Consider the following 20079-nt stretch of genomic DNA (forward strand, 5'->3'; position numbering starts at 1 on the left):
CAACTCATTCCTATTGACTAAGCAACATCGCGGCCGCTAGAGATGTGAGATTGGCCCCCGACCGTGGGCCAATCTCTCTCGCATTTCCAACGGAGGTACTGTGCGCTCTCGCCGTTCGCGCACGGTTGTCGTCGCCATAAGCGCCGGCGCCGTGCTGCTTTCCACCCTTGTCGGAACGGCGGCCGCGAACGCGGCCGACGGCGGCCGGCACTCCCTCGGCGGTGCGCCCTCGTGGGCCACCCCCGGTCACCGGCAGGGCAGCGTGCCCGGCGGGCGGCGGATCCCGTTCCGCGTCGTCGTCGGCAACTCGCACCAGCCGAGCATCGACGCCCTCATCAAGGACATCACCGACCCACACAGCCGCGACTACGGCCGCTACCTGACGCCGGCGCAATACGACGCGAAGTACGCGCCGTCGAGCGCAGACGTGCAGTCGGTCGAGTCATTCCTGAGCAGCCAGGGCATCCAGGTGACCAGCGTCGCGCAGGGCAACAAGTGGGTCGACGCCTCGGGCACCGCCGCCCAGATCGGCAAGGCGTTCGACACCTCGCTCGCCACCTACTCCCACAATGGCAAGCAGCAGTACGCGCCAACGGGCGACCTCTCGGTTCCGGCATCCGTCGCCGGTGTCGTCGCGGGTGTCACCGGACTCGCGCAGGGCGACAACGCCCGCACGCCCGGAACCGTCACGCCCGAGCCCACGCCCAGCGGCGTCGCGGCCGCGCCCGCCGCTGACAAGCCGCCGGCATCGCAGTGCTCGGACTACTGGGGCGAGTACCAGCAGACGCTGCCGCAGGCGTTCGGCCAGACGAGGTTCAACACCTACCTCTGCGGCGAGACGCCCGACCAGCTGCGCAAGCTGTACGGCACGACGAGCTCCATCGCGCGCGGCGACACCGGCAGGGGCGTGACCGTCGCGATCCTCGACGCGTACGCCAACCCGACCATGCTGTCCGACGCGAACCAGACCGCGACCGCGGTCGGCGACAAGCCGTTCGCGGCCGGCCAGTACTCCGAGCACATCATGGGGCCGTTCGGCCTGCAGGACGAGTGCGCGGGCGAAGCCGGCTGGAACGGCGAGGAAGCGCTCGACGTCGAGGCTGTGCACGGCATGGCTCCCGACGCCAAGGTGCTCTACGTCGGCGCCACCGACTGCGACACCGGGCTCGACGACGCCGCGAACTGGGTCGTCGAGACGCATGCGGCATCCATCGTCTCCAACTCCTACAGCTGGGGCAGCGAGCCGACCGACGCCGAGGATCAGGCCGAGATCCAGCTCGAGCATGCCATCTGGGAGCAGGCGGCAGCCGAAGGCATCGGCTTCTACTTCTCGACCGGCGACGACGGCGACACCGTGATCGACGGCCAGAGCCCGCAGCCGGAGTACATGGCCTCCGACCCGTACGTCACGGGTGTCGGCGGCACCAGCGAGATCATCGGCAAGAACGACCAGTTGGTCGCCCGCACCGGGTGGGAGACGCTGTTCGACCGCGTCGACTACACGGGTGCCACGCCCGCCTACCAAGACGGCCCCGTTCCCGGCGACTACTTCTACGGGGGTGCCGGCGGCGGCACCAGCCAGCTGTTCCCGCAGCCCTGGTACCAGGTGTCGAAGGTGCCGAACAGCCTCTCGCAGGCACGCGGCGCCACCAAGATGCGCACCGTTCCGGACGTCGCGGCCGACGCCGACCCGTACACGGGCATGTACTACGGCGTGACCACCGACGGCGCGTTCACGCTCAGCGCGATCGGCGGAACCAGCCTCTCGACGCCGTTGTTCGCGGGCATCCAGGCGCTCGCGCAGCAGAACCGGCCGTTCGCCATCGGGTTCGCGAACCCGCTGCTCTACGAGGTCGCCGGTCAGGGCCTCACGGACGTGACGCCGCACCCCGGCATCCACTTCGCGAGCACCGCGGGCAGTTACCTCGGCACGTTCGACGCAGGTGACACGCAGAAGACGACGTACGGCTACGACGACGAGACCGGTCTCGGTGTGCCGAACGGCGCGTTCATCGCGGCGGAGGCGGTCGGCGGCAGGCGGTAGTCGGCTCACTTCATTCGAAGGGGGTTCCGGATGCTTTCCGGGGCCCCCTTCGCTTCGTGTCAGTTCCTGCCGGCTTTGGCGAAGACGTGGGGGAAGTCCGAGAGCCACGACCAGCCCGAGATCGGCCAGCTGATGACGAAGGCGCGGCCGACGACGTCCTTCTCGGGGACGAAGCCCTTCGTCGGCAGGCCCTGGTTGAGGCTCGAGTCCTGTGAATCGCCACGGTTGTCGCCGAGGACCCAGAGCTTGCCGGGCGGCACGGTCACGTCGAACGGGTTCGAGTCAGCGCGCGCGCCATCGGGCCATTGAGCCTGCGAGGCGATGAACGGCTCGTTCAGCGGAACGCCGTTGAGCGTCACACGGCCGACCGCGGTGCAGCACACGACGTGGTCGCCGGGGAGCCCGATGACGCGCTTGACGAGATGGTTGTCACTGTCGGCGGTTCCGAGGCCGATGAAGGTCAGGGCGTCGCTGAGGCCGCGCGCGACAGGGTTGGCGGGCGCCGCGGGCGGGGCGGGCTCGCCGCGCAGCCACCCGCCCGGGTCGGCGAACACGACGATGTCGCCGCGGTGCACGGGAACGAGCCTCGGCTCGAGCTCGTTGACGACCACGCGATCGTCGGCTGCTGTGCCCGGGCCGCCGATCAGCGTGTTCTCCATGGATGCCGACGGGATGTAGAACGAGCGGATCAGGAACGTCTTGATGAGAAAGGAGGCGAGCAGCGCGGCGAGAAGGACGACGATGTCGCGGGCGAACAACCAGGTCTTCTGACCGCGAGTCTGAACGGCGCGTGCCACGTACTCTCCTTCTGATGCACCGTGCGGCGTCGCAATGCTACTGGAGCAAGACTTCGCATTGGTGACGTACGTGTGTTCTATCTTAGCGGCGTTTTCTCAGCTTATAGTCGCCGTGAGTATCGAATATTTGATACACTTGCGGTAGGTGATCGGGGGCGGGTCAGTGACAGCAGTCGGCGAGGGTCTAGGGGCGGCGTTCCACCGCGTCGAACCTTCGCTTCCCCTGCGCCTCCCTGCGCTGACGGATGATCAGCTGGTCGGCTTCGCGCAGGACGCCGAAGAGGTGCTGCGACAGGCCGAGGCGATCACGCTCGCCGTCGCCAGGGAGTTCGACCGCCGCTCCGACGAGTCGCTCGGGGAGGACTCGCTGGCGCGCAAGCTCGGGGCGAAGAAGCCCTGGGGTGCGATCGAGACCGTCACCCGCACCAGCGCCGGTGACGCGCGGGCCCGCGTGCTGGAATCGCGGGCGCTGGCGAAGCTGCCCGTCCTCGAAGACGCCGTCTCTTCCGGGGCGCTCTCCCGTGCCCAGGCGGAAGTGATCGGCGCACCGATCCTGAAGACCGTTCCCGTCGCAGACCCTGCCGCTGTCGATATCGCCTGCACAGAGCTCGTGGAGCTGTCCGCCGCATTGCCCGCCTCCGCGGCGGCGGACGCGGCGAGAGTGTGGGCGGCCGTTCTGGACCCCGACGGCGTCGAACCCGTCGAGAAGGCCGCGATCGAGAAACGCTTCCTCACCCTAGGGCCTGCCCGCAACGGCCTGGTGAAACTCACCGGGCTCCTGCCGATCGAGCAGGCCGCCGCCATCCGCGCCGTCCTCGACGCGCATGTGAATCCGCGCGCCGGCGCCGAGGTGCGCTTCACCCCAAGCCCCGACGTGCTCGGCGACGCCGACCCCGACGACACAAAACCGCTGCTGACGGGAACGCTCGATCTGCCGCCCGTCGACACCCGCTCGGCGAAACAGAAACGCGCCGACATCCTCCACGCCGTGTTCACCGCCGCAGCCCGGGCCCCGCAGACCCCGACCATGGGCGGCGCGCACCCCACCATCCTCGTCACCACAACGAAAGACGAGCTCGAGACCGGCCACGGCGTGGCATGGGTCGATGGCGAAAACGAGCCCATCAGCGCCCATGCCGCGAAGCGCATCGCCGACGCCGGCGGCTACCAGGAAGTCGACCTCTCCCCCACCGGCGAGATCCTGAACCTCGGCCGCACCCAACGCTGCTTCACCCCGCAACAGCGCAGAGCCCTCGCCGCCCGAGACAAAGGCTGCATCATCCCCGGCTGCACCACACCCGCCCGATGGTGCGAAACCCACCACCTCACACCCTGGAAAGACGGCGGCAAAACCAATGTCATCAACGCCGCACTCCTGTGCTGGTGGCACCACCACCTCATCGACGACGGCCCCTACCAACTCCGCACCAGCAAAGACGGCACACCCGAAATCAGATGGGTCTACGGCTCCCACGCCTCACCCTGGGTACCAGCCATCCACCGACCCGCACGCTGAACCGCGAGGCAGAACTCTGCCCAGCGGAGGGTTCAGGAAGCCAGGAAGTCGGTGGCCACATGGCCCCACGCGCGCAGTTCGGCGAGCGTAGTGCCGAGTTGCAGGCGCGCGTCGGGCAGCGCCTCGAGCAGAGCCTCTGAGGTGGCGACGGGGTGGCCGGGGTCGTCCGACCATGGCAGGAGCAGAACGGGCACATCGAGCGCGGCGATCGCGTCGATCGGGGGCAGGTCGGTCTGAGCGGCGCCGCGCAAGACCGTCGGCAGCAGTTCCACGCTCACCTGCGGGGTGAACGCGTCGGGGTCGAGGCCCTCGAACGGTGCGGGCACATGCGCCTCGGGCGAAGCCATGAGTCTGCGGAAGGCATCCAGCCCTTCGCTCTCGATCAGACTCGCCAAGCCCAGGTACATGCCCGCCTGCGCCGCGCGCGTCTGCCACGCCGTCGGTGCACTGGTGAGCACGAGGCGCCGGAAGCGCGACGGCTCGGCCAGAGCGGCGTAGATGAGCGTCGCGGTGCCCATCGACGAGCCCACGCCGGCGACCTGCTCCCCCGGCGCGATGTGGTCGAGGAGCGCGAGCAGATCCTGCGCGAGCTCCGGCCAGACATAGTCGCCCTCGTTCGACGTTCCCGTCGACGAGCCGTGGCCGCGTGCGTCGAAGCGGACCAGGCGGTGACCGGAGTCAGAGACAGGCGACCAGTCGAACTGGCCACCGAGCTCCTGTGCCCAGCCGCTCGAGCTCATGCCGTGCGCCCAGACGACGGTGGGGCCGGTGCCGGTCTCCGTCCAGCTCAGGCGCGCACCGCGCACCTCGGTCTCGTGGCGATCGGGGGCGGGATCCGTCATGCTGCCACCCTATGCGCGGCGTGCGCGCCGTCGCGCGACGGGAAGAGAGCGCCGTGTTACGGCGTGGGTGGACCACCCCCAGAAGCCCCGCCAGACTGTCGCTATGAGAGCAGTCGCCGTCGTCGGCAACCCGAAGCCCGCCTCCCGCACCGCCGATGCGGCGCAGCGTCTCGCCGTGGCCCTCGGCGCGGACGAGGTCGAGCTGATCGACCTCATCGACCTCGGCGCCGGCCTGATCGGCTGGGGCGACGAGCGGGTCAAGGCCGCAGTGGCGCAGGTGCAGGCATCCGACCTCGCGATCTTCGCCTCGCCCACCTTCAAGGCCACCTACACCGGCCTGCTCAAGCTGTTCCTCGACCAGTTCGCCACTGCGACCGGCCTCGAGGGTGTCGTCGCCGTCCCGCTCATGCTGGGTGCGGGCCCTGCGCACGCCCTCGCACCCGATCTGCTGCTCAAGCCGGTGCTCGTCGAGCTCGGCGCGATCACCCCTGCGCCCGGCCTGTACCAGCTCGACTCCGCGTACATCGACGACCCGAAGGCGGCAGAGTACGCCGCGCGCTGGTCGCCGGTGATCGCGGCGATCACCGCTCTCTGACGAACAGAGGTCCGATTCTCAGAGCCCCAGCCGCCGCAGCGCGAGCTGCATCGCGGACGGGAATGCGCTGCGGTAGGCAGGCGCCGCACCGGCCCCGACGAAGAATCCGCCGCCCTCCCCCGAGCGGATGGTCACAACGTCCGTGCCGCCCGCGTCCACCAGCCATCCGCCACCGGGGGCGCGGTTCACGTTCAGCTGTATACCGCCGATCACGAACTTCTGCCCGTGTCCGACGGGGGTCGCGGTCTCGTCATAGATCCTGCCCATGAGCACGCGGTACCCCCGCTACCCTCGACGCATGTACACCCCGCGGTTCAACCTGGTCGACGACGAGGCAGAGATCAGGCGCATGGTCGCCGAGGCCCGCGTCGCCTGGCTGGTCACCGCCGGCGCCGACGGGGTCCCGCAGGCGACGCTGCTGCCGATCATCTGGCGCGCAGCCCCGGCCGCTGCGGGGACAGAGGCGGGCGCAGCCGCCCACGGCACCGTGATCGCCCATCTCGCCCGCGCGAACCGGCACTGGCGGGCGATCGCGCAGGGCTCCCCCGCGCTGCTGATCGTCACCGGGCCCGACGCCTACATCCATCCCGGCTGGTATGCGACGAAGGCAGAGACCGGGAAGGTGGTGCCGACCTGGAACTACTCGGCCGTGCACCTGAGCGGCCCCATCACGGTGCACGACGACCCCGAGTGGCTGCGCGCCGCCGTCACCGAGCTGACCGAGACGCACGAGGCCGGCAGGCCCGACGAGTGGGCCGTGGCCGACGCCCCCGCCGACTACGTCGAGATGCAGCTCTCCGGCATCGTCGGCATCGAGGTCGCCGTCGAGCGGGTCGAGGGCAAGGCGAAGCTGAGCCAGAACCGGTCGGAGGAGGACCGCCGCGGCGTGGTGGCCGGGCTCGAGCACGAGCCCTTCCCCGGCGCCGATGCGGTGGCCTCCGCGATGGAGGCCGGGCTCTAGTCCGGCTGGCCCGTCAGCGCCGCGACCACCTGCTCGGCATCCGGCCAGTACTGCGCGTAATAGTCGGGGTCTGCGTTGCGCTGCACCGTGTGCGCAAGCTGGGTCGGCGCCATCGTCTGCCAGCCGGGCACCGTGATCGCCTTCTGGAAGAAGTGCAGCGCCGCGGTGTACGGGTCCATCCGCTCGGCGTACGTGCCCCACGCGCCGTTGTCGCGCTGCTGGAACAGCCCGCGGCTGTCCGGCCCGGCGGCATCGCCGTGGTCCAGGTTCACCAGCCCGCTCTCGCCGATGGCCGTCATCACGCCGATCGTCTGCGTGCGCGTGCCGATGCCGAGCGACTCGGCCGCCCTGATGACCTGCGCCGCGTTCACGAGCCGGTCCTGGCAGTACCCGGCGACCGGCCCGCGCGGCACAACGACATCGCCGACGGTCACGGGGTCTGCCGCGGGGCATTGTGGGCCGAGGGATGCCGGCGGGGCCGACGCCTGCGACGCCGCGTTCCCCGCCGCGATCGCGATGCCGACGACCCCCGCGACGATGAGGACGACGACGAGGCCGGCCGTGCCGAGCACGGCGCCCACGAGGCGCCGCCCGCGCTTTCGTCCCCGCCTGCGTCCGCCCATCGTGTCGAGACACTAGAGGGTGCGGCTGACCGGCTCCTGCCAGAGGCCGCGGACGAGGCGTGACGCCTGGGCGAGCGACAGCGACGGAAGGTAGGCGCGCACGAGCGCGATCCCGATCTCGGGCAGGGCCGCCGCGTCGGGGTAGGCGATCAGCAACGGGCGCAACTCTGGCTGGAACTTGAGCTTGAAGTCGAGCAGGCTGCGGAATCCGTATGCGGGCTCGAGGCGCCGCGACAGCCGGTCGAGCAGATCGTCAAGGCCGTCGGACTCGGCAGCGCTGACGCGCGCGAGCGGCGCGGCCGACAGGCTCAGCATGCCGATGCCCTCGTTGCGCAGCCGGGCGATGACCTCGGCGATCACGAACTCCATCGCGCCGTGCGCGCCGTCGCGCCGGCGCCGCATGAGGTCGTTGGTGTAGCCGACCACCACGCCGTCTCGGTAGACCGGAAGCCAGCTCGTGAAGGCATGCACTCTCTCGTCGGAGTCGACCGCGACCATGAGGCGCACAACCGGGTCTCGCGCCTCGTCGAGGCCACCGAGCGTGAAGCCCATCTCGGGCAGCTCCTTGTTCGAGACCCATTCCTCCGAGATCTCCTCGAGCTGGCGGGCGAGGTGCCACGGAAGCTCACCGAGCGAGGACCACAGCGAGCGGATGCCCTCACGATCGGCGCGGTTCACCGCCGACCGCACCTTCTGCCATCTGCGACCGCCGAAGTCGATCTCCGTCGGATTCAGCACGGCCTCGTCGGCGACGGCTCGATGCTGCCAGCCGAGGGCGGCGAAGGCCGTGGACAGACCGGCGTCGACGCTGTAGAACACCGGCATCCACCCGTTGTCATCGCAGTGCCGTGCGAAGCCCTCGATCACGGCGCGCGGGTCGTCCGCCCGACCGATAGGACCGCCGACCGTCAGCGCGATGCGCCCGACCACGCGATAGGCGACCGCCGCCGCGCCGTCTTCCGCGATCCAGCGCGCGTTGCCCGGCCACTGCGACATGAACGAGAGCGCGTCGCCGCCGCTCTCGACGATGCGCCGGATCGGCGCCGCATCGCCCACGAGCTGGCGAGGGCCCGCGCCGAACAGTGGGCGCAGTGCCGCCCCGGCCACGACGAGCCAGAACAGCGGGCCGATCAGATGACCGAGCAGCCTGCCGCCCGGCGAGAGCGGCACGACCAGAGCGCCGTCCCCGCCCAGGAACGAGACGGGCACGAAGCGCTCTGACGCAGAGGCGACGAGGCGGCCGACGCCGGGGTGCGCGCCGAAGACATGGGTGCCTCCGAGCAGCAGCACGACGAGATAGCCGCCGCCGAGGGCCAGCAGCGCACCGGCCGCCGCGACGGCGAACCCCGCCACGGCTCGCCCGTCGCTCGGAACGGCGAAGCTGCGCCGGGCGACCAGCAGCGCCGCGGCCATCACCAGCGGCAGCCCGATCGAGATCACCGCGTCGAACTGGAACTGCACGTCGCGGTACGCCTCGATCGCCGGGTTCGGCGCGACGGCGGGCAGCAGCCCGAAGTACACGGCCGCCAGACCGCCGAGCAGCACCTCGATGCCGACCGCCAGCCAGACCGCGAAGCGCCTACCGCGCACGAGCCCCCAGGCGGCGAGCAGCAGCAGCATGAGCGGCACGACCGACACGACGATGGGGCCGGGGCCGGCGATCCGCGCGAGAGTGAGCTGCCCCACGCACGCGTGCGTGAGCTGGAACAGGTCGCATCGCGCCGCGATCTGGCGGGGGCTCTGCGCGTCGGGCGCGGCCAGCAGCATCCCGATCGGCCCCAACGGCCCGACTCTGCTGCGCGAAAAGAGGGCGATCATGGGGCCGACAGCGGTCAGCGCGGTGGCCGCGGCGAGCAGTCGACGCACCTCGTGCCGGGAGCTGCGCGCCCACCCCGGTCGACGACGGCGTGTGAGCACCAGCCCGAGCGCGAGTCCGGCGAGAGTGGCGGTGAGGCGGTACACATCCGCGGGCTCGCCGGAGTAGAGCAGGAACACCAGCGACACGAGCACGACGACCAGCCGGATGCGTCGCCGCCAGAGCGCGCCCGCGAAGGCGCTCGCGGTCGCGATCGCGCCGAAGATCCCCGACTGCGGGTCCACCGTCGCGATCCGCGCGATGCTGCGCGCCCACGAGATGTGGTCGAGCTCGCCGAGCACGATGAGACCCGCACCGGCAGTCGTGCCGACGATCGCGGTCACTGCGAACGCGACGGCCGTGCGCCGCCAGCCCATGAGCCGCTCTGACGCGCCGAGGAGCACGAGGCTGCCGACCACGGCGACCGTCAGCTCGGGCAAGCCCCGGGCGATCAGCGTGCCTGTCATCGGACTCCACCAGTGCGACACCGGCTCGTCTGAGCCGAGCACGACCCACAGTCGCTGCCGCAGCAGCCCGTCCGGCCCGGCGAAGGGCGCCGTCACAAGTGCGACGACGAGGTAGACCGCCGCCATGGTCGAGCTGAACGGATGCCGCATGAGATGTGCCCCGAGCCGCTGCCCGCGGGGCTTACGGTCGGACCCGCTCACGCCGCCTGCCCCAAATGCTCGATGAGCGGAGCGAGGTCGTGCGCGAACGCGTACCGCACGGTGTTCCAGTCGTGGGCCGTGCCTGGTGAGAGCAGCAGCGTCGTGGTCATCCCCGCCGCCTTCGCGGCGGCGTCGAGCGCGATCGCGTTGGGTCGGTAGCGCGCGTCGTCGGCGCCCACCGCGAACTCCGCGAAGCTGTGGCGGTACGGCGCCCCACGGCGCAGCAGCGCCTCGGGGCTCGCCGCCGCATACTCCGCGGTCGAGCCGTCAAATGCCTCCGCCACGGTCTTCGGCCCATTCCAGGGAGCCAGTTCGCTCGAGATCGAGAGCTCGGCGCTGAACTGGCCCGGATCGCTGGCGAGGAACTGGTTGGCGCACGTCGCCCCCTCGCTGAATCCGAGCAGCCCCCACCCGCTCGGGCTGCTCTCGACGTTGAGATGCGCCCGCACCCAATCGACGACATCGGTCTTCACGTAGCTCGCGACGTTGCCGAGCGGAGAGTCCACGCACATCGGATTCCGGTTCGCGGCCCCCAGCTGATCGGGGACCACGACGATGGGGGCGATGCCGTGATTCGCCTGGGCGTAGGCGTTCAAGTAGGCGTCGAGATGACCGAGTTCGAACAGGTCGGCCGGGGCGCCCGGCTGCCCCGACAATCCGACGATCACGGGAAGCGCGGGAGCGTTCCGCACCAGCGCGGCAGGCGGCAGGTAGAGCTCTGCGTCGCGGGCCTGGAAATGCGAGACGGTGCCGGGAATGCGCACGCTGTACAGCCGTCCGCTCCCGGGCAGCGGGCTGCCTGCGCGCCACTCCGCGCCTGCAGGTGCCGCACCGTCGGCCTCGGAGTGCGGCGGCAGCTGGGCCACCCCCGCCAGCACGCGACCCGGCGCCCCGAGGGCCTGGCCGAGGTGCGTGTAGCCGCCCGCATCGACGTTGAGCCCGACGGCCGCGGCGATTGCGATGAGCGGAAGGCAGACGGCCGCGACAGCCCGGCGCCAGTTCGGCCGAAGCACGACGTTCACGACCACGAGCGCGAGACCCGCTGTGCTGAAGGCCACCCACATGCGGCTGATCGGCGTGGGTGAGAACCCCAGCAGGTCGAGTTCGTCACCGACGAACCAGCACAGCAGGTAGCCCACGCCGGCTCCGCCGACGGCAGCCGTCGCCGCGGTCGCCGCCCAGCGCCAGGTCGGCCGACGCACGATCAGGAACAACCCGGCCGCAATAGCCGCGGCGTCGACGACGATGAGGAACGCGCCCCCGGTGATTCGCAGTTCGAGAAGCCCGTGCAGCAACATCTTTATCTTTCTCTAAGGTGCACTGGCCACAGTGGTGCACCCACTTGTGCGCGGACTATGGATGCTCCGGAGGGTCGCTGGAATGCGACGGGTGCGCTGCTCAGCGCCGGTACGTGTCGCGCGCCTCCGCGATCAGCTTCTCGGCCTTCTCCAGACTCTTCTCGCTCTGCCGCGTGCCGCGGGGCGGCAGCTGGATCTCCTCAGCCGCATCCATGCCCGCTTGCAGCTCTCGGCCGCGCTCGACCTCGGCGTCGAACTCGGCGCCGAAGAGCAGCACGAGGTTCGCGATCCACAGCCAGACGAGGAAGATGATCACCCCGCCGAGCGAGCCGTATGACTTGTTGTAGTTGGCGAAGTTGGCGACATAGAAGCCGAAACCGAGCGTCGCGATCGCGAGGACGACGATGGCGATGACGCCGCCGAGCGAGATCCAGCGGAACCTGGGCTGCTTGACGTTCGGCGTGCCCCAGTACAGCAGGGCGACGGCGACGATGAGCGCCAGCACCATAACAGGCCAGCGGGCGATCGACCACACTGCGACGGCGGCGGAGCCGATGCCGACCGCGTCCCCGATCGCGCGGATGAGCGGGCCCGAGATGACGAGCAGCACGGCCATGATCGCCACCAGCACGATGAGCGCGAGGGTGAGCAGCACCTGCGACGGCTTCAGCACCCAGAACGGCCGCCCCTCGTCGATCTCGTAGATGCGGTTCATCGCGCGCGAGAACGCGCCGACGTAGCCTGAGGCGCTCCACACCGCGAGCACGATGCCGACGACCAGCCCGAGGCCGGCGGCCGACGACGAGGCGAACTGATGGATCGGCCCACGCACGAGATCGACCGTCGAACCGGGGGCCACCTGCCCGATGATGTTCAGCACGGCCTTCGCGGCGCTGTCGCCCTGGCCCACGACTCCGAGCAGCGAGAAGATCGCGAGCAACGCAGGGAATGCGGACAGCACGCCGTAGTAGGTGAGCGCCGCCGCCGCATCCTGGCACTGGTCAGCCGAGAACTCGGCGAGCGTGCGCCGACCGATGTACTTCCACGTGCGCTTGTGCACGCGCGGCGGCGTCTGCGGCTTGCGCGGATCGTCCGGCCTGGGCGCACTCTCGTGCACGTCACTCTCGCCGATCTCCGTCACGACTCCCCCTTCCGTGAGATGGCCCCTCTTGTGAGATGAGTTTCCGGCTCGGCATCCGCGAAAACCCACCCGGGTACTCCCATACCGTGTATCCGATGCCACCCTGGGGGGAAGTCTGATGGGGCTGTTGTCGCGACTGCGCAAGGGGCAGGAGCCGGCGGCGAGCGCGCCGCCGACCGCGCACGAGACCGGTCACGTGAAGCTGATGATCATCTTCGGCATCCCGCTCACCGACCCCGCGGAGGAGCAGAGCACGCCGCCGGGCATGATCGTGCGTGGCGACTGGAAGCGCATCGTGACGATGCGGCCGGACGAGTACGGCTACCCGTACGGGGTCATCCCCCGCCGCATCATGCTGTGGCTCGCGCGGAGGGCGCGAGAGACGGGCTCGCCGGTCATCGAACTGGGCGCCACCCCGCAGGACTTCGTCGCCGAGCTGGGCCTTCCGTCCGCCGCGGTGAGCGACGTGCTGTGGCAGGCGCAGCGCCTGTTCGGCGCGTCGATCACGCTCGGTGACGCGACCGTCGGCAAACGGACTCCGACGGCGATCACCATGCGCGTCGCCGAGAGCTTCCGCTTCTGGGACGGACAGGCGGGGCAGGTCACGCTCGCCGACCACCTTTTCCGGTCGATCACCGAGCACCAGGCGCCGCTCGACTGGGAGGCGGTCAGGAACGGCGACCTGTCGGCCATGGCCATTGACGTTTACGGCTGGCTGAGCCTGTGGGTGCAGTACAACACGAGCGTGGATTCCGAGCGGCTCGGGTGGGGCCGCCTGCACGAGCTCTTCGGGCACCGACTGCCTATGCCCGAGTTCGAGATGATGTTCGCGGATGCCGCGAACCAGGCCGCCCCGCTCGTGTCGGCTGCCACGCTCGAGGCCCTGCCCGACGGGGCACTCGTGCGCAGGCGCATGCACGCGGCAACATAGTTCGGGTGGGGAAGCTCAGAGCCGCGCTCGCGGCGCTCGACTAGCGCCTCTGCCCACCTCAGTTCCAGAGCGACAGCTTCGCCGGGTTCATCACCAGCTTGATGTCGGCGACAAGCCCACCCTCGACCTCGAGGGTGACGACGCCGATGATGCGGCCGTCGTTCCACATGGCGAAGCCGAGGCCGTCGTTCGTCTCCTGCTCGAGCACCTCGACCTCCGGCCGCTTCTGCAGGATGCCGACGATGAATCGGGCGACGTGGTCGGGACCGAACAGCGGGTTGCGGGCCGCGCTGACGACCCCGCCGCCGTCGGAGCGCAGCGCCACGTTCGGGTCGAGTACGGCGATCAGCCGATCGAGCTCGCCGGAGCGGGTGGCCGCGGCGAAGGCGCGGACCACGGCGTCGTGCTCCTCGCGCGAGACCTTGCGGGCGGCCGCGCCGCGCACCTTCCGCCGCGCCGCGGTGGCGAGCTGGCGGCAGGCGGCTGCGCTGCGCCCGACCGACTCGGCGATCTCGGGGAACGGCACAGTGAAGACGTCGTGCAGCACGAACACGACCCGCTCGGCCGGCGTCAGCGACTCGAGCACCATCAGCAGCGCGCTGCTCACCGAGTCGTCGAGCGTCACCCGGTCGAGCGGGTCTGGCGGCGCGGCGACGAAGGCGCTCGTCGGCACCGGCTCGGGCAGCCACGGCCCGACGTACTGCTCGCGCCGCACCCGCGCGGACGCCAGCACGTCGAGGCACACCCGGCTCGCAACCCGCGTGAGCCAGCCGCGCGGCGACTCGATGGCGTCGCGCTCCTCCGGCGGCAGCCGGTACCAGCGCGCGTAGGTCTCCTGCACGGCATCCTCGGCCTCCGCGACCGTGCCGAGCATGCGGAACGCGAGCGACACCAGGTGGCGCCGCTCGCCGATCGCCTCTGCGTCGACTGCGGGGCGGTCCGTCACCTCTGATGCTCCAGCCACTCGTCGAAGGTCTGCCTGCCCCGCTTCGCCGACGGGCCGCCCAGAAGCGATCCGTCGGCGCTCGCCCGACCCATCACACCCGGAAGACGGAGCTCGAGCACAGGGCGCCTCTGGCCGGTCGCGCGCAGATACGTGCGCACCATGTCTGCCATGTTCTCCGGCCGCGGCCCGGCGAGGTCTCTCGCGTAGCCCTGCGGCGCCCCTTCCGCGATCGCGACGAGTTCCTCGGCGACCTCGACCGCGGCAACCGGCTGCGAGAGCATCTTCGGCACCACGACCACCCCGGCCATCGCGCCGCGCTGCACCATCTGCGCCGCGAACTCGTGGAACTGCGCGGCGCGCAGGATCGACCAGCGGTCGCCGGATTCCTCAAGCATCCGCTCTTGCACCGCCTTGCCCGCGTAGTAGCCGGAAGGCGCCCCGGCCGCGCCGATGATCGACAGCGCGACGTGATGGCGCACCCCCGCACCTGCTTCCGCGCTCAGCAGGTTGCGCGTCGCTTTCTCGAAGAATGCGACGGATGCCTTCGCCGACAGCGTCCCGATCGACGACACGTCGATCGCGACCTCGACGCCGTCGAGCGCTGCCGCCAGCCCGTCGCCGGCGATGAGATCGATACCCGTCGACCGGGCGAGCACCACGGCCTCGTGGCCGGCCTGTCGTGCCAGGTCGACGACGTGCGCGCCGACCACGCCGGTTCCGCCTGCGATCGCGATCCTGGTCATGCGCGGACCTCCTTCGTCGTCGTTCATACCTATCAGGACGAGATAGGCGCCCGAAGTGTGAGGCCGCTTCGGACACGCATCCGCGATACTCGAGACATGGCTTTCGAGCGCGAGTACTCAGAGCTCGCGGCCGTCGCCGACGCGGCCGGCCCCGAGGCTCCGACCTGGACGCTCACGACCGCCGCCGACCGGTCCCTGCTGTTCCGCATCGATCTCGAGGCGCCGTTCGAAGCAACGGTGTCGGTCGGCGACCAGTGGCGGCTGTGGACGCTGCGCCTGGTGCTCGGCGATGGCGACGAGCGATTCGTCAGAGTCGGGTTCGGGGGCGACTATGCCGGGGTCCTCCGGAACATCGGCCTCGCGCTGCTCGAGGTCGGTGAGGAACTTCGAGACGCCGGCAGCGACGGCGACTACGAGTTCACTGCCGCCGCACTGAACTGGGCGCTCTCGGTCGATGAGAAGCCGGTGGTCGCCGCAGCCGCAGAGACGCTCGGCCGGCTGCTGATCGCCGGTGGGGACGACGACGAGGGCGTGCAGCTCCTCGAGGAGTACGCGGTGCCCGCGCTGCTCGCGATCGGCCAGGACCGGCGGGCTGCCGAACTGCGGCGGCTGACGACCCCGCCCGCGCGCTGATCGGCGCGCTCAGCGCGAGCCGACGGCCCGCGCAGCCCGGCTTCCAGCCACTGCGGCCCAGACGAGTGACAGCAGCAGGAAGAACACGACACCCCAGTAGGCCGGGGTGAAGAACAGCCCGGTGACGGCACTGGCGAACCCGCCCGCGAAGCCGACCCACGCCGCGGGAACCGCCGCGGCGTGTCCGGCCGTCCAGGTCTCGTCGCTCTTCATCAGCGCAGGCAGGCGGATGCCCACCGAGCTGTTGAGCGGAATCGCGCCCCGGCTCGCGAGCGTGCAGATGAGGACCACGAACGCGAGCAGCGCGCAGAAGACCCACCCGAGGATCGCCAACCCGCCCGCACTGTCGTCCGCCATGCCGCAAGCATCCTGGGATCAGCTATCGGTTTGCCACCAGTTGCGGCGGCTCACGCGCGTGCCGGGATGCGGATCAGGAAGAGCGCCAGCGTCTGAGCGGCGCGGTTCCGCAGCACAGGAGAGCGGCCGATCACGTCGACCCTGATCGACACGGCGACGAAGAGCAGGCCTACTCCCCCGCCAGTTGTGCCTGCAGCAGGTCGGCCGGGTAGTACAGGCGGATGCCGGTGATCGTGTCGCCTGTGATGTCGAAGAACATCGCCATCGGGACGCTCACCGCGCGCCCGGTCGCAAGAACGCCGCCGTACTCGCCGATGTGCGTGCGATGCACCCAGCGCTCGATCGCCGCGCGGCCGTGCAGGCCCCAGGCGGTTGCGGGAACCGACAGCGTGGCATCGGCGGCCAGGAATGCGCCGACGTCCGTCCGCTCCCGAATCGCGTCGACATACGCCTCGACCACACGCGCGACCCGTTCCGCAGACACAGCCGGATCGTATTCGGAGTTCATGCCGGTCGCCAGGAGAACAAGAAAACCCTCGCTCTGCGAGGGCTCTTGCACTGTCTCAACTCAGTGCTGGGGTACCTGGACTCGAACCAAGAATGGCGGTACCAGAAACCGCTGTGTTGCCAATTACACCATACCCCAATGGCCGGAACCGAAGCTCGGGCACAAGAGAACACTTTACCCGATGAACCCGCGGACTCTGAAATCGGCGAGCCCTCAGAGCACGTCGTCGAGCAGGTCGAGATGGATGGTCCGAGCGACCACCGCACCCTCCCCTGCAGCGACCGCGATCTGCATCGGCTCGCGCGCCGTCACGTCGCCCGCGGCGTACAGCCCGGGCGCCGTCGTGCGGAAACGCGCGTCGACGATCACGCGGCCGGCGTCGTCGAAAGAAGCATCCGTCGAGCTCAGGAAAGCCGCCTGCGGAACCCAGTCGGGCCGCACGAAGCCGCCCTCGCGCACGACCACGCGGCCCGATTCGAGACGGATGCCGGTCATGACGGCCCGCTCGCCCTCGATCGCGACGACGGGCTCGCGCTCGACGGCGATGCCGGCCCTGGCCAGCCGCGCGGTGTCACCCTCGCTCAACGACGACGAGAAGACGATGAGATCGGGCGCCCAGTGCGCGATCTCGAGCGCACGCGTGGCCAGATCGGGCCCCGAGCCGAGCAGCGCAAGCGCCTTCCCGCTCTCCTCATACGCGTCGCACTCGATGCACGAATGCAGCGCCGTGCCGTAATACGCGCGCAGGTTCTCGATGGAAGGCAGCACCTCGGTGAGCCCCGTCGCGACGAGCACCGCGCGCGGCTGCAGCGTCAGATCAGGGCCGCCGCGCACGCCGGAGACCGACACCGTCAGGTCGGGCGCGACGGCCGAGACGAGCCCCGTCGTGTGCTCGGCCCCCGGGTACGCGAGGAACTGCTCGCGACCGATCTTCCGCAGCTCGAGCGGCGGAATCCCGTCGAGGCCGAGCGTGCCGTGCGAATGCAGCGTCGGCGCGTGCCGCGGACGGTTGGTGTCGACCAGCAGCACGCTGCGACGCGCGCGCACCAGATTGAGGCCAGCCGTCAGTCCGGCCGGCCCCGCCCCGATGATGACGACGTCAGGCTGCGAGGCGGTCATTCAGCTTCCGCAGGCGCGCCAGACTCTCACCCTTGCCGAGGATCTCGAACGACTCGAACAGGGGCGGCGAGATCCGGCGACCGGATGCCGCGACCCGCAGCGGCCCGAACGCGACGCGCGGCTTCAGCCCGAGGTTCTCGATCAGCTCGGCGCGCAGCGCCTCCTCGATGGCGGCGGTCGTCCACTCATCGAGCGGCGCGAGCGCGCCAAGGGATGCCTCGAGGATCGACGGCGCAACGTCGTTCAGGGTCGCAAGCGCGTCGTCCTCATAGCTCAGCTCATCGGCTGTGGTGAACAGGAACCCGAACATGCCGGGAGTCTCGCCGAGCAGCTGCACGCGCTCCTGCACGAGGGGCGCGGCCTGCAGCAGCACCTCGCGCTCGGCATCCGTCACCTGCTCGCCCAGCACGCCCGCGGCCTGCAGATACGGCACGGTGCGCTCGGCGAAATCCGCCACGTCGAGCAGCCGGATGTGGTCGCCGTTGATCGACTCCGCCTTCTTCTGGTCGAAGCGGGCGGGGTTCGGGTTCACGTCGACGATGTCGAACCTCTCGACCAGCTCGGCCATCGAGAACACGTCGCGGTCGGCCGAGTAGCCCCAGCCGAGCAGCGCGAGGTAGTTGTCGAGCCCCTCGGGGATGAACCCGCGGTCGCGGTGGTGGAACAGGTTCGACTGCGGGTCGCGCTTCGAGAGCTTCTTGTTGCCCTCGCCGAGCACCGACGGCATGTGGCCGAAGCGCGGCACGAACGTCGTGACGCCGAGATCGATGAGCGCGCGGTACAGCGCGATCTGGCGGCCGGTCGACGGCAGCAGGTCCTCACCGCGCAGCACATGGGTGATCTGCATGATCGCGTCGTCGACGGGGTTGACGAGCGTGTAGAGCGGATGCCCGTTCGGGCGCACGATCACGAAATCGCTGTTCGTGCCGGCCGGGAACGTGATCTCGCCGCGGATCAGATCGTGGAAGGTGACGTCCTCGTCGGGCACGCGCAGGCGGATCGCCGGCTCGCGCCCCTCAGCCCGGAACGCCGCCTTCTGCTCGTCGGTCAGCGTGCGGTCGAAGTTGTCGTAGCCCTGCTCCTTGGGCCGCCCGTTCGCGACGTTGCGCGCATCGATCTCGTCGGCGTTCGAGAACGACTCGTAGGCGTGGCCGGATGCGAGCAGCTTCGCGACCACGTCGCGGTAGATGTCGTAGCGCTGCGACTGGCGGTAGGGCTCGTGCGGCCCGCCCTTGTTCACACCCTCGTCCCAGTCGATGCCGAGCCAGGTGAGCCCGTCGAGGATCTGCTCGAAGCTCTCCTCGCTGTCGCGTGCCGCGTCGGTGTCCTCGATGCGGAAGATCAGCTTGCCGCCGGTGTGCCGCGCGTACGCCCAGTTGAACAGGGCGGTGCGGATGAGGCCGACGTGCGGCGTGCCGGTCGGAGAGGGGCAGAACCGCACGCGCACCTCGGCGCCGGTCGCTGATGAGAACGGGTACTCGCGTGCGTCAGACATACGCCCGACAGTTTATCGGGCGGGCGGATGCCTAAGCGGGCGTCGCCGCGTCCTCCAAAGACAGCCGGGCGAGGTCGAGCGAGTGCAGCGCGCCGAGGGTCGCCGAGACGGCGGGCACGCGGCTCGCGCCCTCCGTCGTCACCACGTGGATCGTGCGCGAGTCGCCCCGCGCGGTCGGGCGCAGCACGATGCCCTCGGGCACGCGGGTCGAGGCGAGGGCGAGGGTCGGCACGAGGGCGATGCCGATGCCGGCATCCGCCATGCCGAGCACCGCCGAGAAGTTGTCGGTCTCGTACGCGATCGTCGGCGTGAACCCTGCCGACTCGGTGACCTGCAGCAGGTGGCCGCGGCAGCGCGGGCAGCCGGCGATCCAGGTCTCGCTGCTCAGCTCATCGATGGGCACGCGGTGGTGTGCGGCGGCCGGATGCGAGGAGGGAAGTGCGACGAGCATCTCGTCCTGCCAGAGCGAGTCGACGCTGAGCCCCTGGGCGCTCTCCTGATGGGGGTCCACGCGGTCGCCGGGGTAGCTGAACGTGATCGCCACGTCGACGGCCCCGGAGCGCACGGCCTCGACGGCCTCGGGCGGCTCGGCCTCGAGATAGCTGACCGACAGGCCGGGGTGCGTGGCCGCGAGCTGCTTGACGAGCTTCGGCACCACGGTCGACGATGCCGTCGGGAAGCCCGCGAGGCGCACCCGCCCGGCGCGCAGGCCGGAGAGCTCGGCGAGCTCGCCTGCGGCCGCGTCGAAGGCGTTCGTGATGGTGCGCGCGTGGCGCGCGAGCACCTCGCCCGCCTCGGTGAGGCGCACGGAGCGGCCGATGCGCTCGGCAAGCGCGAGCCCGAGGCGCTGCTCGGCGCGGCGCAGGTGCTGGCTGACCGCCGGCTGGCTGAGCCCGAGGGCGTCGGCAGCGGCGGTGATCGAGCCGTGCTCGGCGATCGCGCCCACGATGCGCAGGGTCTGCGCGTCGAGCTCCGGCAGCTGTTCAACGGCAGTGAGGCTCACGCAG

The 20079-nt window shown here is 70.3% G+C and carries 20 protein-coding genes and 1 tRNA gene; 6 read left to right on the forward strand and 15 right to left on the reverse strand.

From position 1 onward, the window contains the following. Window positions 1-151 precede the first annotated feature (151 nt). A complete protein-coding gene (locus tag D7I44_RS00900) occupies window positions 152-2044 on the forward strand; it encodes a S53 family peptidase (protein ID WP_162939985.1) in 1893 nt (630 codons plus the stop codon). A 59-nt stretch (window positions 2045-2103) separates the two neighbouring features. Here the strand turns inward: D7I44_RS00900 and lepB are convergent, their stop codons facing one another. Then, window positions 2104-2841 carry a signal peptidase I gene (gene lepB / locus D7I44_RS00905; protein WP_181445590.1) on the reverse strand — a complete coding sequence of 246 codons (738 nt, stop codon included), beginning with the start codon at window positions 2839-2841 and terminating at the stop codon, window positions 2104-2106. Between the two features lie 163 nt (window positions 2842-3004). On the opposite strand from lepB, the gene D7I44_RS00910 reads away from it, so the two are divergent. Then, complete coding sequence (locus D7I44_RS00910; protein ID WP_162939986.1) at window positions 3005-4357, forward strand: HNH endonuclease signature motif containing protein; 1353 nt, start codon at window positions 3005-3007, stop codon at window positions 4355-4357. 32 nt (window positions 4358-4389) lie between these two features. Here the strand turns inward: D7I44_RS00910 and D7I44_RS00915 are convergent, their stop codons facing one another. After that, window positions 4390-5199 (reverse strand): alpha/beta fold hydrolase, encoded by an 810-nt coding sequence (locus D7I44_RS00915; RefSeq protein WP_120787766.1) that lies wholly within the window; start codon window positions 5197-5199, stop codon window positions 4390-4392. A gap of 103 nt (window positions 5200-5302) precedes the next feature. Here D7I44_RS00915 and D7I44_RS00920 point away from each other — a divergent pair, with 103 nt between their 5' ends. Next, window positions 5303-5794 carry an NADPH-dependent FMN reductase gene (locus D7I44_RS00920; RefSeq protein WP_120787767.1) on the forward strand — a complete coding sequence of 164 codons (492 nt, stop codon included), beginning with the start codon at window positions 5303-5305 and terminating at the stop codon, window positions 5792-5794. Between the two features lie 18 nt (window positions 5795-5812). Here D7I44_RS00920 and D7I44_RS00925 read toward each other — a convergent pair whose 3' ends face one another. Then, complete coding sequence (locus tag D7I44_RS00925) at window positions 5813-5983, reverse strand: hypothetical protein (protein WP_162939987.1); 171 nt, start codon at window positions 5981-5983, stop codon at window positions 5813-5815. Between the two features lie 109 nt (window positions 5984-6092). Between D7I44_RS00925 and D7I44_RS00930 the strand changes: the two genes are divergently transcribed. Then, window positions 6093-6755: an FMN-binding negative transcriptional regulator gene (locus D7I44_RS00930; protein ID WP_120787769.1), complete on the forward strand. Its 663-nt coding sequence runs from the start codon at window positions 6093-6095 to the stop codon at window positions 6753-6755. On the opposite strand, the gene D7I44_RS00935 is transcribed toward D7I44_RS00930, so the two are convergent. The 4 genes from D7I44_RS00935 to D7I44_RS00950 all read right to left on the reverse strand — a co-directional run bounded on the left by D7I44_RS00935 (window position 6752) and on the right by D7I44_RS00950 (window position 12340). Beyond that, window positions 6752-7336: a hypothetical protein gene (locus D7I44_RS00935; RefSeq protein WP_120787770.1), complete on the reverse strand. Its 585-nt coding sequence runs from the start codon at window positions 7334-7336 to the stop codon at window positions 6752-6754. The genes D7I44_RS00930 and D7I44_RS00935 overlap by 4 nt on opposite strands. Window positions 7337-7390: 54 nt before the next feature. Then, the gene (locus D7I44_RS00940; protein WP_245979864.1) at window positions 7391-9901 is read right to left on the reverse strand and encodes a bifunctional lysylphosphatidylglycerol flippase/synthetase MprF; all 2511 of its coding nucleotides are present in this window, start codon (window positions 9899-9901) and stop codon (window positions 7391-7393) included. Further along, complete coding sequence (locus D7I44_RS00945; protein WP_120787772.1) at window positions 9898-11199, reverse strand: alpha/beta hydrolase; 1302 nt, start codon at window positions 11197-11199, stop codon at window positions 9898-9900. Before D7I44_RS00945 ends, D7I44_RS00940 begins: the two co-directional genes overlap by 4 nt. A gap of 100 nt (window positions 11200-11299) precedes the next feature. Further along, the gene (locus D7I44_RS00950) at window positions 11300-12340 is read right to left on the reverse strand and encodes a YihY/virulence factor BrkB family protein (protein WP_245979866.1); all 1041 of its coding nucleotides are present in this window, start codon (window positions 12338-12340) and stop codon (window positions 11300-11302) included. Between the two features lie 118 nt (window positions 12341-12458). On the opposite strand from D7I44_RS00950, the gene D7I44_RS00955 reads away from it, so the two are divergent. After that, complete coding sequence (locus D7I44_RS00955) at window positions 12459-13271, forward strand: replication initiation protein (RefSeq protein ID WP_120787773.1); 813 nt, start codon at window positions 12459-12461, stop codon at window positions 13269-13271. A 58-nt stretch (window positions 13272-13329) separates the two neighbouring features. On the opposite strand, the gene sigJ is transcribed toward D7I44_RS00955, so the two are convergent. Both sigJ and D7I44_RS00965 read right to left on the reverse strand, forming a co-directional pair. Continuing rightward, window positions 13330-14217 carry an RNA polymerase sigma factor SigJ gene (gene sigJ / locus D7I44_RS00960; protein WP_245979868.1) on the reverse strand — a complete coding sequence of 296 codons (888 nt, stop codon included), beginning with the start codon at window positions 14215-14217 and terminating at the stop codon, window positions 13330-13332. Beyond that, entirely contained in the window at window positions 14214-14960 is a 747-nt protein-coding gene (locus D7I44_RS00965; RefSeq protein WP_120790725.1) for an SDR family oxidoreductase, read from the reverse strand. Before D7I44_RS00965 ends, sigJ begins: the two co-directional genes overlap by 4 nt. Before the next feature lie 96 nt (window positions 14961-15056). Here D7I44_RS00965 and D7I44_RS00970 point away from each other — a divergent pair, with 96 nt between their 5' ends. After that, window positions 15057-15593: a hypothetical protein gene (locus D7I44_RS00970; RefSeq protein ID WP_120787774.1), complete on the forward strand. Its 537-nt coding sequence runs from the start codon at window positions 15057-15059 to the stop codon at window positions 15591-15593. Between the two features lie 9 nt (window positions 15594-15602). On the opposite strand, the gene D7I44_RS00975 is transcribed toward D7I44_RS00970, so the two are convergent. From D7I44_RS00975 to D7I44_RS01000, 6 genes are all read right to left on the reverse strand, one after another. Next, entirely contained in the window at window positions 15603-15950 is a 348-nt protein-coding gene (locus D7I44_RS00975; RefSeq protein WP_120787775.1) for an SdpI family protein, read from the reverse strand. 169 nt (window positions 15951-16119) lie between these two features. After that, window positions 16120-16434, reverse strand: a complete 315-nt coding sequence (locus tag D7I44_RS00980) for a nuclear transport factor 2-like protein (RefSeq protein ID WP_162939988.1) — start codon at window positions 16432-16434, stop codon at window positions 16120-16122. Window positions 16435-16524: 90 nt separating this feature from the next. After that, window positions 16525-16596 (reverse strand) — tRNA-Gln (locus tag D7I44_RS00985). A gap of 75 nt (window positions 16597-16671) precedes the next feature. Next, window positions 16672-17577: an NAD(P)/FAD-dependent oxidoreductase gene (locus tag D7I44_RS00990; protein WP_120787777.1), complete on the reverse strand. Its 906-nt coding sequence runs from the start codon at window positions 17575-17577 to the stop codon at window positions 16672-16674. Beyond that, window positions 17558-19072: a glutamate--tRNA ligase gene (gene gltX, locus D7I44_RS00995; protein WP_120787778.1), complete on the reverse strand. Its 1515-nt coding sequence runs from the start codon at window positions 19070-19072 to the stop codon at window positions 17558-17560. Before gltX ends, D7I44_RS00990 begins: the two co-directional genes overlap by 20 nt. A gap of 31 nt (window positions 19073-19103) precedes the next feature. Continuing rightward, entirely contained in the window at window positions 19104-20075 is a 972-nt protein-coding gene (locus D7I44_RS01000; protein WP_120787779.1) for a LysR family transcriptional regulator, read from the reverse strand. Window positions 20076-20079: the final 4 nt, after the last annotated feature.

Origin of the sequence: Gryllotalpicola protaetiae, from assembly GCF_003627055.1 — a bacterium.
GTDB lineage: Bacteria > Actinomycetota > Actinomycetes > Actinomycetales > Microbacteriaceae > Gryllotalpicola > Gryllotalpicola protaetiae.

Bases quoted from the DNA above. Each gene is read 5' to 3' on its own strand.
- D7I44_RS00915 (WP_120787766.1), bottom strand. From the start codon at position 5,199: ATGACGGATCCCGCCCCCGATCGCCACGAGACCGAGGTGCGCGGTGCG.
- D7I44_RS00920 (WP_120787767.1), top strand. From the start codon at position 5,303: ATGAGAGCAGTCGCCGTCGTCGGCAACCCGAAGCCCGCCTCCCGCACC.
- D7I44_RS00930 (WP_120787769.1), top strand. From the start codon at position 6,093: ATGTACACCCCGCGGTTCAACCTGGTCGACGACGAGGCAGAGATCAGG.
- D7I44_RS00945 (WP_120787772.1), bottom strand. From the start codon at position 11,199: ATGTTGCTGCACGGGCTTCTCGAACTGCGAATCACCGGGGGCGCGTTC.
- D7I44_RS00955 (WP_120787773.1), top strand. From the start codon at position 12,459: ATGGGGCTGTTGTCGCGACTGCGCAAGGGGCAGGAGCCGGCGGCGAGC.
- D7I44_RS00965 (WP_120790725.1), bottom strand. From the start codon at position 14,960: ATGACCAGGATCGCGATCGCAGGCGGAACCGGCGTGGTCGGCGCGCAC.
- D7I44_RS00970 (WP_120787774.1), top strand. From the start codon at position 15,057: ATGGCTTTCGAGCGCGAGTACTCAGAGCTCGCGGCCGTCGCCGACGCG.
- D7I44_RS00975 (WP_120787775.1), bottom strand. From the start codon at position 15,950: ATGGCGGACGACAGTGCGGGCGGGTTGGCGATCCTCGGGTGGGTCTTC.
- D7I44_RS00990 (WP_120787777.1), bottom strand. From the start codon at position 17,577: ATGACCGCCTCGCAGCCTGACGTCGTCATCATCGGGGCGGGGCCGGCC.
- gltX (WP_120787778.1), bottom strand. From the start codon at position 19,072: ATGTCTGACGCACGCGAGTACCCGTTCTCATCAGCGACCGGCGCCGAG.